We start from the raw sequence: 12,798 nt of genomic DNA, 5'->3' as shown, positions 1-12,798 counted from the left end.
ACCGGTTGTCAACAGGTTGTCCCCAGCGTCTCCGTCCCTGTGGGCAACCATCCACAGGTTGTCCCCCAGTTGTCCACAGGACGATCCACACGCTGGTTTGCTTGCTCCGGACGGGTCCCTCTAGCGTCGCGACTCGGGCGACGTCATCGCACAGCGTGGCCGCCCGGAATTGTCGGTGCCGCGGAGTACAACTAGGGGACATGGCACCGGCTCTCGACTCTTCGCAGGGGTGATTTGGCAGTGGCGCTGGTGGACGACCGGGGTATGGCGGAGCCCTCTTTCGAGCGTCAGCCGCCCCAGGACCTCGCCGCCGAGCAGTCGGTCCTCGGCGGCATGCTGCTGTCCAAGGACGCCATCGCGGACGTCATCGAGGCGCTCGCGCCGAACGACTTCTACCGCCCCGCGCACCAGGCGATCTACGACTGCATCCTCGACCTGTACGGCCGCGGCGAGCCCGCCGACCCGATCACCATCTCCGCCGAGCTCGAACGGCGCGGCGAGCTGCTGCGCGTGGGCGGCGCGCCGTACCTGCACACGCTGATCGCGACGGTGCCGACGGCGGCGAACGCCGGCTACTACGCGGAGATCGTGGCCGAGAAGGCCGTGCTGCGCCGCCTGGTCGAGGCGGGCACGCGCATCGTGCAGCTCGGTTACAACGGTGCCGAGGGCGCGGACGTCGACGAGGTGGTCGACCGCGCGCAGGCCGCGATCTACGAGGTCACCGACCGCCGCACGACCGAGGACTACGTGGCGCTGGAGGACCTGCTCCAGCCGACGATGGACGAGATCGACGCCATCGCGTCCCGCGGCGGCATCTCGCAGGGCATCCCCACCGGCTTCGCCGACCTCGACGAGCTGACCAACGGCCTGCACGGCGGCCAGATGATCATCGTCGCCGCCCGTCCCGGTGTCGGCAAGGCGCTGGCCCTCGACACCCCGCTGCCCACCCCGTCCGGCTGGACCACGATGGGCGCCGTCGAGGTCGGCTCGTACCTGATGGGCGCCGACGGCCGCCCGACCCGCGTGGTCGCCGCCACCGAGGTGATGACGGGCCGCCCGTGCTTCGAGGTGGAGTTCTCCGACGGCACGGTGATCGTGGCCGACGCCGACCACCAGTGGCTCACGGAGTCGCGCAGCGAGACCGGCGGCTTCTGGGCGATCCGCACGACGACGCAGCTCTTCGAGCGCGTCGGCCTGTGCCGCATGTTCGTGCGCATGTCCGCCGCCTGGGAGCTGCCCGCGGCCGAGCTGCCGCTGTCCCCCCGCGCGCTGGGCCAGTTCCTGTCCGGTCTGGGCGACCTGGAGCTGACGGACGACGAGCTGCGCGTGGCCAAGGAGCTGGGCCTGGCCGACGACCCGCACATCCCCGCCGCCTACCTGCGCTCCTCGCGCCGCCAGCGCGAGGAGCTGCTGGCGGCGTTGCGGATCGACGGCCGCTTCGCCCGCCTGCGCCGCGACGTGGACGAGCTGCTGGCCGGCCTGGGCCACCACGACCGGGTGGAGGTCGTGGCGGTGCGCCCGGTCGCGTCCGTGCCGGTGCGGTGCGTGGAGGTCGACAACCACGACCACCTGTACCTCGCGGGCGAGACGATGATCCCGACCCACAACTCGACGCTGGGCCTCGACTTCGCCCGCTCGTGCTCGGTGAAGCACGGCCTGACCAGCGCCATCTTCAGCCTGGAGATGAGCCGCACCGAGATCGTGATGCGCATGCTCTCCGCCGAGGCGCGCATCCGCCTCGGCGACATGCGCGGCGGCAAGATGAGCGACGACGACTGGACCCGCCTGGCCCGCCGCATGAGCGAGATCAGCGAGGCACCGCTGTTCGTCGACGACAGCCCCAACCTGACGATGATGGAGATCCGCGCCAAGGCCCGTCGCCTCAAGCAGCGCCATGACCTCAAGCTGATGGTCGTCGACTACCTCCAGCTGATGTCGTCGGGCAAGAAGTCCGAGTCGCGCCAGCAGGAGGTCTCGGAGTTCTCCCGATCACTGAAGCTGATCGCGAAGGAGCTGGAAGTCCCGGTCATCGCGATCTCCCAGCTGAACCGAGGCCCGGAACAGCGCACCGACAAGCGGCCGATGCTCTCCGACCTCCGCGAGTCCGGCTCGCTGGAACAGGACGCCGACATGGTCATCCTGATCAACCGCCCGGACGCCTGGGAACGCGACGACCCGCGCGCCGGCGAGGCCGACCTGATCATCGCCAAGCACCGCGCCGGCCCGACCGCCACGATCACCGTGGCGCACCAGCTGCACTACTCCCGCTTCACCGACCTGGCCCAGACCTGAGCCTGCCGCTGCGGGGTCGCGAACCCCGCAGCACTTTCCCGGACGGAGCTGCACCGCACCTGCGCTTGTGCAGTCGATGTGCAACTCGGCTGTCCAGGCGGAGTCGCTCTACTACCGTGCGGACATGATCATCCCGGCCAGGTACAGCGGTGGTGCCATCCTCGCTCCAGGCGGCATCTCCTTCCCCGTCGCAGTCGCGCCGAGAGAGCAGGCGGTCGCGCCGGACCTCACAAGCGCGGTCTACACGACGGACAACGAACTGCTGTGTGTGGACCGCGCTGGTGTGGTGCGGTGGCGGCGTGCGTTCGGCACGTTCCAGGAGAAGGCGCGCAACGTCCAGGCGGGGTGCGTTTTCTCGCTCAACGGGAAGACTGTGTGGCTTTTCCGGCCCGACGCGATGGGGCACTGGAACGACAGCAACGACACCTGGCACGTGCTGGACGCGGCTACCGGGGCGGTGATCGCCAGCGCTGACCTGGACACCGCCGGTCACGGTGGGCACCAGCACGTCCATCCCGGTGGCACCGACGTGCTGCTCGACGTGGGCGAGGGGCAGGACGGGTCGTCCCTGTTCCGCGGCAGGCTCATCGGCGACACGCTCGAGGTGGCCCCGTACTCGTGGAAGAACCGCGTGCTGGTGGCGTTGGCGGTGGACGGTCACCAATTCATGACCGTCCACCACGAACAGGACGATGTTGCGTTCCACACTTACCCGGATGGCGAAGTGGTCATCCGGGTAGGTGTGGCAGACCTCGGGTACGACGAGGACGCGTGGCTGGAGTGGGCGGGTGGCTACCTCGACGCCGACACCGCGGTTGTGGTCGCCGGTGGTGAGGATGATGACGAGGAGAGGTTCCGCCATCATCTGATCGACGTGCGCACCGGCGCGCACCTCGGCATCTTCGACGCGCACACCCAGGACGCGTACGGCGTGATCCCGGTCGGCAGTGGTGCGTGGCTGACGTTCGACGACGGTGTGTTCCGCCACCACGTTCGCTGACGCGAGCCAGACCAGGTCGCCGACCCGAACGGCCTAGCGCCACCGCTCACCGGCCAGACCGCCAGGCCTGGCGCGCCGGTCACCGGAGCCGTGCTGTCACCTGGTCCGCGGGCGGCAGCCTCGTCGGCGGCTCGTCGGTCACCCAGGCGTACTCGATCGCTGACAGCCGGCCGTCTGCGATCCACAGCAGGATCTCGCCGACCGGCTCACCTGCCTCGTGCACCCGGGCGTCGACCGGCAGGACACCGTCGGCGACCTCGGCGGCAGGGCCGCCCGTGCTGAGGTCGAGGCTGGCCGAGCCTTCGTACCAGTGCTTCAGGACGCGGACGTGGCCGAGCTGGGCGCGCAGGGCGGCGGCGCCGGGGAGCTCCACGGCGAGGACCCGCTCCAGCACGGCGTGTTCGGACGGGGCCAGCGGGCGCGGGCCGTCGAAGGGCAGCAGCCGCAGGAGTTCAGCGGCCAGCTCGCGGAGCGACGCCCACTGCGGGAAGACGGCCAGGGCGTCGACGTGCCAGACGGGGCTCGGACCGCTCATGGCGTCGAGCAGGGCGTCGATGCGTCCGGTCAGCGCGACTGCCTCGGCGTCGAGGGTCATCAGGTGGGGCCGGACGTCGTCGAACTCCAGCGCGAGCTCGTCCGCCGACGGCGCGGTGCCGATGGCCTCCAGGTAGGCGCGTTGCGCTTCGGCCGGCATGGCGAGCCGGCGCACCGGATCGGCGAGCGGCATGGGCTGTTCTCCGATTCGCACGACACCTCCCAGGTCTGAGGGCAGCTTCCGTCAGCCCTGCTCAGCACGCCGTTGTTGCTCCCAGCGTTCGACGATCCGGTCGGCGGCGGCCTTGTCGATCGGCTGGAACGTGCCGTCGTAACGCCCGCGCAGCCAGTCTTCGCGGATGTAGCTGCCCCGCCAGCCCGTGCCGGGCAGGTACTGCTGCTCTTCGTGGTAGCCGTTCGCACTCGTCCACGTGCGGAGCAGCCTGGACGGATCGTCCGCGGTGTCGCCCGTGTCGATCAGGAGGAGGTAGGAGTACGGCCGACCGTCGAAGGTCACGCCGCGGCGCACCCGGTCGCGCACCGCGTTCTCGAACCGCACCGCCGCCTGTTCGTCCACCCGGTACACGTCGGAGCTGCTGAACGTGGCACTGGTCAGCACCGCGCTGGGCACCCAGGCGAGGTCGGACACGAACGACTCCTCGTGCACCTGCCCGTTCTCGTCCACCCAGCGCCGGAGCATGATCCCGGGTTCTTCCGGTCGTGGACAGGCCGGCGTGACGATGGCGAAGTACTCGTACCGCTGTACCACCTGGATCTCATCTCATCCGAGGAAACGCTGTAGCACTGACCACGGTCAGCGGTCAGCTCGTGGGCCGGCCCACCTCGTACTCGCCCTTCGCCGACTTCACCGTGATCGTCACAGACTTCACCGTGCCGCCGATGTTCACCCGGCACACGAACGAGGTCATGCACCCGAGCGTGCCAGGGCTTGTGCCCGCGTCCTCACCGTTCCGGCCCGAGTGCACCCGGTCGGCTCAGAGCTGTGGAGGACCCGTGAAGGCGTTGCGCGCGGAGCTCGAACGGCAGTGGGCCGAGGGGTCGATCGACAGCGAACCGCGGCTGGCCGCCGAGGCGGTGCTGGAACTGGTCGCGGGTGACGAGCCGCCGTTGCGGTTGCTGCTGGGCAGCACGGTCTACGACCTCGCCTTCGACATCTCGCGGCGCCGGATGGACACCTGGGCGGGGTGGGACGACGAGCCGCGCCGCCGAGAAAGGCCGTGCCCGCCCCGAGCTCCGGGCCATGCTGAGGGGGTGGAGAACTTGATCAGGCGGGCCGGGCGCGCCGACGTGCCCGCTCTCGTCCGGCTGCGCCTCGCCAACGCGGAACGGCACGTCGAACTGGCGCCCGACCTCTTCCGGGTACCGGACGAGGCGGCGGTGCGGCGGCACTTCGAGGCCGTCGTCGGCCACGCGTTGATCCTGGTCGCAGAGGTGGACGGCGAAGTGGTGGGGATGGCGGAGGTGGTGCCGCTCGCGGATCCGCCGGACCACCAGATCCTCACGCCCCGCCGTGCGGCGGACATCCACACCGTGGTCCTGGACGGTCACCGGGACCGGGGTGTCGGGACGGCACTCGTCGCGGCTGCGGAACGGGTGGCCGCGGAGCACGGTGTCTCGCTCGTCTTCGCGAACATCTTCGCCAGCAACGAGAACGCCCTCGCCTTCTACTCGGGCGCCGGGTTCGGGCCGCGCGGCATCCTGCTGAGCAAGGCGTGCGACTGACGGTCTGGCCGCTGCGGCGGCGAGGAGGGTGACGTCCACGCACTCGGATGACGTGGCGGTGCTGGTGAACGAGAACCGCCTCGGCTAGACACGCACTGTGCTGCACGACCCGCTCACGGGCCTGCCCGGACACGCGCTGCTGCTGGATCGCCTGGGGCAGTCGCTGATCCGCGCCCGCACGCGCGGCACCCTGGTCACGCTCGTCCTCGTCGCCGTTCCGGGCTCCCTGCCGGAGGCGGCCCGCGCCCTGCGCACGGGGCTGCGCCCGGACTTCACCGTCGCCCGCTACCACGACGCGGTGCTGGCCGTGCTCGCCGAGCACGACTTCGGCGACGGTTCCCCGATCGCGGCGCTGATCAGGGAACTGGTCGGGGAGAGCCCGCGGATCCACTGGGTGACGAGCGACGGCGACACCGGTCCCGAGGACGTGATCGCGACGGCCGAGCGTCGCTGACCCCGTGAAACGGCACCTCGAAACGGCACCGAGCCCCGGCGACACCGTCGTGTCGCCGGGGCTCGGCTTCTTACCGGAGGAGGGTGTTACAACCAGCGGGTGTTACAGCGAGCCGGTGACGCGGTCGAACTGGTTGGCCGGCTCGATCAGGGAGAGCGCCGGGGCGTTCAGCGGCACCTCGGGCAGGGCGCGCTCACGCGAGGGGGTCAGGCCCTTGGTCGGGTTCAGGTTGAGACCCGAGATGGAGGCCGGACCGTCCACGGGCAGCGTGGGCAGCGAACGCTCGGTGGGCAGCGCGGGGAGCTGCACCGGCACCGGCAGGGCCGGGGCGGTCACCGGGAGGGACGGCACCGTCGGCATCGAGCGCGGGGTGACACCGCCGGGAACCAGGCCCTGCGCGGCCTTCAGCACCTGGGCCAGGGGCAGGCCCTGGACGTTCGGGGTCACGCTGGCGACGCCACCGTTCAGCGGCAGAGCGGAGCGCTTCTTGGCGACACCGGTCAGCGCCTGGGTCGGCAGTGCCCTGGTGGGCAGCGCCTGGGTGGGCAGGCCCTTGGTCGGCAGGCCCTTGGTCGGCAGCCCCTTGGTGGGCAGGCCCTTGGTCGGCACACCCTTGGTGGGCAGACCCTTCGTGGGCAGACCCTTCGTGGGCAGACCCTTCGTGGGCAGCGCCTGGGTGGACAGGCCCTTGACCGACAGCGCCTGGGTGGGCAGGCCCTTCGTCGGCAGCCCCTTGACGGGCAGGCCCGAGAGGGGCAGACCCGACGTCGGCAGACCCGAGATGGGCAGGCCCGAGAGCGGGAGCTGGCCCGCCATGCCGGTCAGCGCGGCCGGGTTCGGCAGCGTGTTGATCGGCAGCTTGTCGAGGCCGTTCAACGCCGGAACCTCGTTGGCCTTCAGCAGGCGGTCGACGCCCTTGGGCAGCTCGAGACCCTTGAGCTGCGAGGCGCGGATGGCGCCCGGCTCCTCCTCACCGGTGAGCTGGGCGTCGTCGCTCGTGCCCAGCGTGGTCGCCTGGCCGACGACCTCGACGGGGACGCGCGCGAACTTGGCGACGCCCTCGACCGGAACGGTCATCTCGCGGGCGGACGACGGGCCGCTGCCGTTCGTGGCCATGTCGCCACCGGCCTCGGTGTGCGACACCTTCTCGGTGACCGTCGAGGCGTTACCCGCGACCGCCACCGCGTCGGCGTACACGCCGCCGGCGACGTTGGCGGGAGCGTGGGCCAGGTTGCCGGAGACCGAGGCGTCGTCGGCCGTCGACGCGCTGTCCCCACCGGAGACGACCCTGGTGTCGGTCAGCACGTCGGAGTTCGTGATGCCTCCGGCGGCGACGCTGTCGCCCGGAACCGCCGGGAACACGGCCGGCTGCGCGCCGACCAGGTTGCCGGAGACCGAACCGCGGTCACCGTTGCTGTGGACGTCACCACCGGCGACCGAGTCGAGGTCGTTGGTGGCGATGGCGTCCACGTTGCTGCCGCCGCCGACCGCCCAGCCGACGACCTGCGTGCCGGTGGCGACCGGGGCCGAGACGACGTTGCCGGCGATGGAGCCGCGCTCACCGGTGGTGAGAGCCTCGCCGCCCGCCTTCATGTCGGTCGCGTTGGCGGCCGTGGTGTTGTTGTTGCCCACCACGGTGACGCCGTCGCCGAAGACCTGGGCCGGCGTCGAGGTCGGGACCTGGACGATGTTGCCCGCCACCGAGCTCTTCTTGCCGGAGGCGACCGGAGCGTCGCCCGCGGTGACCGAGGTGTCGTTCGACGCGTCCGACGTGGTGTTGCCCACGACGCCCGCGGTGACCGCGAAGACCTGCGGCGCGACGGCGGTGGGCGCGGTCACGATGTTGCTCGACACCGTGCCGCGGTCGTCCTGCGCGTTCGGCTTGGCGCTGGAGCGGACGTCCTTGACCTCGTCGGCCGTGCCGGTGGCCTGGCCCGCGACCGTGCCGGCCACGGCGTAGGCCTCGACCGGGGCGGCGAGCGGGGTCTGCGCCACGTTGCCGGAGCCGACGGAGTCGTTGCCGAGCGTGCCCTGGTAGCCGCCGGTGGTCGACTTGACGTCGTTCTCGCACGTGCCGAGCGACTGGCCGGCGGCGGAGAGGCCGTTGCCGCACACGTCCACGGCGGTGGCCGGCGGGACGTCGGCGATGTTGCCCGACAGGACCGAGTTGTCGCCCAGGGTGAAGACGTTGCCGCCGGCGGTCGACGTCGCCTTGTTCGCGTGGTTGGTGAGGGCGTTGCCGACGACGGCCCCGCCGTTGCCACCCGCGGCGACGGGCAGCGAGATGGGTGCCCCGGCGACGTTGCCGGACGCCGTGGAGCCGTCACCGGTGGTGTAGGTCTCGCCGCCGGCGATCGACTCGTTGGACGTGTCACTGGTGGCGGTCGAGTTGCCGACCGCGGCCGCGGCGTTGTCGTCGACCGTGATCGGGCCGGCGAGCGCGGGAGCGGCGACGTTGCCCGCGAGCGTTCCGGGGTCACCGCTGGTCGCCGTCTTGCCGCCGGCGTAGGCGGCGCCCGTCTGCACCGAGTCGGTGGTGGAGTTGCCCGCACCGGAGACCGAGTTGCCGTTCACCTCGAACAGCGGGGCCACCGGGACCGGCACGGCGTTGCCGGAGAGCGAGCTCCGGGCGCCACCGGTGGTGATGTCGCCTTCGGAGGAGGCGAACGTGTCGGCGGTCGAGTTGGCCTCGGCGATGCCGGCCGCGCCCACACCGTTGCCGGTGACCTGGACCGGGGTCGCGCCCTGCTCGGCGACGACGTTGCCGGAGAGGGAGCCCTTGCGGCCGCTGGTGGTGATGTCGCCACCGGTCGTGGAGACCTGCTCGGCCTTGCCCGAGGTGGTGGCGTTGCCGCCCACGCCGAACGCGTTGCCGGTGAGCTGGACCGGGAGGGCGTGGCCGGCGGCGACGACGTTGCCGGCGAGAGCCTGGTCCCCGCCGTTGGTGGCGATCTTGCCGTCGCGGTGGGTGAACTGCGAGCAGTCGCCGGACGCCTCGGCGTCCGCGAGAACCGCGATCGCGTTGCCGCAGATGTTGATGGGGACGTCGAGGTGTCCCTGGATCCTGTTGCCCCGCACCACGTTCTGCAGCGCGGTGCCCTTGAGGCGCTCACCGGTCTGGCGGATCAGCGGGTTCGCGACGGGCGCTGCCGTGCGGGTGGGCACCGCGCTGGTGACGCGGTCCGTGCTGACCGTGCGGTCAATCTTGGGAACGTTCAGTTCCCTGGCCGGGGTGCCGATCGTGTTCTGGTCGGCCTTGACCGGAATAGAAGCCGCGACGTCGACCGCCGACGGGGCGGCGTCCGGGTCGACGTTCTCCTGGGCAGAAGCGATGCCCGTACCGAGCATCAGCAAACCACCAGTGACAAACGCGGTCTGAAGTCCGCGCTTTGCCCAGGTCTGCATTGGGTCTCCTTCCAAATTCCCCTGCTGTCAGGGGGGTTCACGGGGGTGGGGCCGTGACGCGCGGGGGAGGGCGCGTCATCACCGGGGGAGTCGCACGCGGTGATCGACCGGAAGGAGCGCAGAAAAAAAGCGCGACGGTCGACTTCCGGACAGCCAGGGGAGGTGGCTGCCGCGGACCGCGCGCTGAGATCAGTCGGGGTTGATACCGGGCTGCTTGCCCGGCGTCACGGTCACCTCGTCGGTGGACGGCGCGAGAGCGCGCGTCACCGAGGTGCCGTGGGCGTTGCCGGACGCAGCGAAAGCGGCGGACTTGCCGCTGTTGCCGGTACCAGACCCGTCGGAGCACGAAGCGCAGTGCACCGGCGCGGGGGCCGGGACGGGCAGCTTCGGGAACGGGGTGGTCGGCAGGGACGGGTGCTGCTCGGAGGGCACGACGGGGTCGTTGTGCTCCAGCAGGTCCGTCCACGAGGCACCGGACGGGCCGGTGAGGTGCGAGGTCACCCGCGTGACCGGCGACTGTCCGGCCTCGGGGGTGGTGGCTGCCGGAACGTCCTCGGGGAACGTGACGTCCACCGACCGCGCCGTGGCGGCGGCCGGGGACTGACCGGTCCTGGTGACCTGGGGCAGGATCCGCTCGGCGATCTTCTCGACCGCCTGGGAGACCTGCACCTCCGGCAGGGCTTCGCGCGCCTTCTGGTGCTCGGCGCGCAGCGTTTCATCGATCTTGTGCACCGCGTTGGCGGCGGGCACGACGACCGGCAGCTTCTCGTCGATGGAGACGATCTTGGTGACGACGTCGAACTGCTGCCCGTCCCCCGCGGGCACCGTCTCGGCCGCGGTGGCCGCAGACGTGGACAGCGCCCAGGCAACGGCCGTACCCGCGATCGCACCACCGACGGCGAGCAGCGCTCGGGTGGCGAACCGGCGGATGCCGTTCGCTCCCGTCTTCGCTCGCAGATCGGCAGAGGACAACGCGGGAACCTCGCTACTCGGTGGCGCTCAAGGGATTCGCCGACGATCGTCTGATCAAGTCGACGTCGGCGACTCTGCCATCCGGCCACCCCGAACGCACGCTCTGAGCGCTCGGTTAACTACATCGTGTGAACACCGGCGCCGTCACAGCCGCTTGAGCACCCGTGCCGCTCCCGCCGCGGCGGTCGACGCGAGCACCCAGCCCACGGCGACGAGCGTCGCCGAGATCCATTGCGACGCACCGGTGAACTGCCACTTCCCGTCGTGGCCGAAGTCGATGATCGGGATCAGCAGGTCGAGCGCGAGGAGCCAGGCGTTCCACACCGGGTCCTCGTCGGCGTTGAGCTTGACCATCGGGTGCCAGTTGAACCAGAGCGCACCGCCCAGCCAGAACACGCCGAGCCAGCAGATCGCGAGCCACGGCCGGTAGCCGTAGCCGACGGTCCACCGCTGCACCGCGCCCCAGACCCGGCCGGCCTTGCCGAGCTCGGCGTAGCGCCGGCGCTGCTTCTCGAGCTGGACCTTCTGCGCGAGCTCCTCCTCGCCGCCCTGCTGGTAGACGGCGGCGAGCTGCTCGTACGGTCCCGGCGCGAAGTCCGGCTGCACCTTGAGCAGCCACTTCAGCCGCGTCTGCACCGGCACGTCGGGATCGGCGGTGATGCCCTCGAAGGTGAAGTCGTCGACGGCGACGCCGCCCTCGGCGTCCCACAGGCCCGGCCCGTCGGTCACCGAGACCGCCTTGAGCCTGCTCAGCACGACCTTCCCCTTGGGCTGCTGGCCCTGCGGGATGTGCAGGCGGAACTGGTGCACGGTGAGCCCGTACGCGTTGAGCGCGATGTCCGCGGCGGTCGAGCCGAGGTGCGAGTCGCTGAACGTCGCCATCTTGCCGACCTCGCCCAGCCTGATCCGCACGCCGCCGACCGCGGTGAACCCGCGGCTGCACAACAGGTCCTTGCCGATCGTGATGGCGCGGGCGTCGAGCGACGGCTTCTGCGTGCCGTTCGCGCGCAGCCGCGGCAGCGTCAGCTCGGCCCCGGACAGGTCGAGGGTGGAGCCGATGTTCGCGTTCTGCAGGCGGACCGAGCCCTTGGCCCTGAGCTCGCGCAGGAACAGCGTGCCGCCGACCTGGAGGCGGTCGGCGAACAGGACGTCGATGCCGGGCCCGTGCAGCGACACCCCGGACATGCTGGCGCTGCCCATGATCGTCGCGTTCGACAGCCGGACCTGGCCGTAGGTCTGCAACGGCGACGAGCGGGCGCCCGCGCCGTTGAGCGCGCTGCGCGCCTCGACGTCGCCGCGGACCTGCATGCCGTCCGCGTGGATGGCGACCGGGATGCGGTTCGTGACGTCGCCCGCGAGCTCCTCGGCGATGTCGCGCGGCCCGATCACCGCACCGGACAGGCGCAGGTACCCGCCGATGCTCGCGTTCGGCAGCCGGACCGTGCCGGTGCTGGTGAAGCCGTCGTCGAGCTCGACGTTGCCCTCGACCCGGATGCGGTCGGCCACGAGCGTCGCCGCCTCGTCGGCCAGTCCGTGCGGCAGGACCAGGACCTGGTTGTCGACGCGGTGCGCGGAGTGCAGGCGGGCGCCGGTGAACTCGAGGTTCCCGCCGACGCGCGCGCCGTCGAACAGCACCCGCCCGTCGGCGGTGAACCGGCCGCCCTCGGCGTTGCAGAAGACGTTGCCCGACACCACGATCCCGGACGCCTCCAGCGCGTCCCGGCCGGTGTTGATCAGCCGGGCCCCGCCGAGGTGGACGCTGCCGCCGATCATCGCGCCGCGCAGCCGCACCTCGCCGTTGGCCCGCATCGCGATGGCCTGGACGGATCCGCTCACCCGCAGCCGCGCGCCGAGGAGCGCGTGCTCGGTGCCGGAGCGCAGCACCGAGCCGGCGAGCCGCAGCGTGCCGTCGACGGCGGCGTCGGTGAGGTCGACGGTGCCGGTGCAGGTGAATCCGGCCTCCAGCACGAGGTCGCTGAACACGCGGAGGTTGCGGCCCTGGATCCCCGGGACGCGGGTGCCGCGCAGGCGCAGCCCGATCAGCCGCGCCATGCGCAGGTCGAGCGACTCCTCGAACGCGCAGTGGGTGAGGTCGATGACCCGCGTGACGCGGGTGCCCTCCAGCTCGAACCTGCCGGTGATCCGCGCGTTTCGCATGCGCAGGGCGGGTAATCCCTTGCGCGGCACCCGGTACATGCCGGTCAGCAACCCGGTGAGGACCTCGCCGCGCACGCTCTGCCCGGTCAGGTCGATCTCGGTGCCACCCGCGTAGGCCCCGGCGACCTGGCGCTCGACCTCGGTCAAGTCTTCCGGCTTGATCACTCTCGTCCTCCCCTGACGAATCGGATCATCCCCAATGAGCTTCCACCTTGGCGAGGGGCTGAACAGTTAACGTGAG

General features: G+C 71.2%; 9 protein-coding genes. 4 read left to right on the top strand and 5 right to left on the bottom strand.

Annotation, left to right across the window (positions count from 1 at the left end):
• Nucleotides 1-264: 264 nt before the first annotated feature.
• Complete coding sequence (gene dnaB / locus BMW88_RS01220) at nucleotides 265-2,292, top strand: replicative DNA helicase (RefSeq protein ID WP_218147973.1); 2,028 nt, start codon at nucleotides 265-267, stop codon at nucleotides 2,290-2,292.
• A gap of 124 nt (nucleotides 2,293-2,416) precedes the next feature.
• Nucleotides 2,417-3,292, top strand: coding sequence for a hypothetical protein (locus tag BMW88_RS01215; protein WP_143115933.1), 876 nt, complete (start codon nucleotides 2,417-2,419; stop codon nucleotides 3,290-3,292).
• 79 nt (nucleotides 3,293-3,371) lie between these two features.
• Here BMW88_RS01215 and BMW88_RS42625 read toward each other — a convergent pair whose 3' ends face one another.
• Together BMW88_RS42625 and BMW88_RS01200 are read right to left on the bottom strand one after the other, a co-directional pair.
• On the bottom strand, nucleotides 3,372-4,040 hold the full coding sequence (locus tag BMW88_RS42625; protein WP_218147972.1) for a hypothetical protein: 669 nt from the start codon (nucleotides 4,038-4,040) through the stop codon (nucleotides 3,372-3,374).
• A 30-nt stretch (nucleotides 4,041-4,070) separates the two neighbouring features.
• On the bottom strand, nucleotides 4,071-4,595 hold the full coding sequence (locus tag BMW88_RS01200; RefSeq protein ID WP_089948386.1) for a hypothetical protein: 525 nt from the start codon (nucleotides 4,593-4,595) through the stop codon (nucleotides 4,071-4,073).
• 245 nt (nucleotides 4,596-4,840) lie between these two features.
• Between BMW88_RS01200 and BMW88_RS01195 the strand changes: the two genes are divergently transcribed.
• Both BMW88_RS01195 and BMW88_RS01190 read left to right on the top strand, forming a co-directional pair.
• Nucleotides 4,841-5,569 carry a GNAT family N-acetyltransferase gene (locus BMW88_RS01195; RefSeq protein WP_089948385.1) on the top strand — a complete coding sequence of 243 codons (729 nt, stop codon included), beginning with the start codon at nucleotides 4,841-4,843 and terminating at the stop codon, nucleotides 5,567-5,569.
• 97 nt (nucleotides 5,570-5,666) lie between these two features.
• Complete coding sequence (locus BMW88_RS01190; RefSeq protein WP_089948383.1) at nucleotides 5,667-6,023, top strand: nucleotidyl cyclase domain-containing protein; 357 nt, start codon at nucleotides 5,667-5,669, stop codon at nucleotides 6,021-6,023.
• A 102-nt stretch (nucleotides 6,024-6,125) separates the two neighbouring features.
• Here the strand turns inward: BMW88_RS01190 and BMW88_RS01185 are convergent, their stop codons facing one another.
• The 3 genes from BMW88_RS01185 to BMW88_RS01175 form a co-directional block, all read right to left on the bottom strand.
• A complete protein-coding gene (locus tag BMW88_RS01185) occupies nucleotides 6,126-9,428 on the bottom strand; it encodes a beta strand repeat-containing protein (protein ID WP_089948382.1) in 3,303 nt (1,100 codons plus the stop codon).
• 189 nt (nucleotides 9,429-9,617) lie between these two features.
• The gene (locus BMW88_RS01180; RefSeq protein ID WP_089948380.1) at nucleotides 9,618-10,400 is read right to left on the bottom strand and encodes a hypothetical protein; all 783 of its coding nucleotides are present in this window, start codon (nucleotides 10,398-10,400) and stop codon (nucleotides 9,618-9,620) included.
• 144 nt (nucleotides 10,401-10,544) lie between these two features.
• Nucleotides 10,545-12,722, bottom strand: coding sequence for a translocation/assembly module TamB domain-containing protein (locus BMW88_RS01175; RefSeq protein WP_245777503.1), 2,178 nt, complete (start codon nucleotides 12,720-12,722; stop codon nucleotides 10,545-10,547).
• Between the last annotated feature and the right edge of the window lie 76 nt (nucleotides 12,723-12,798).

The sequence above is a fragment of the Lentzea xinjiangensis genome (assembly GCF_900110955.1).
Lineage (GTDB): Bacteria > Actinomycetota > Actinomycetes > Mycobacteriales > Pseudonocardiaceae > Lentzea > Lentzea xinjiangensis.
The sequence above is the reverse complement of the archived record's forward strand: the minus strand, read 5'-3'. Positions and strand labels throughout refer to the sequence as shown.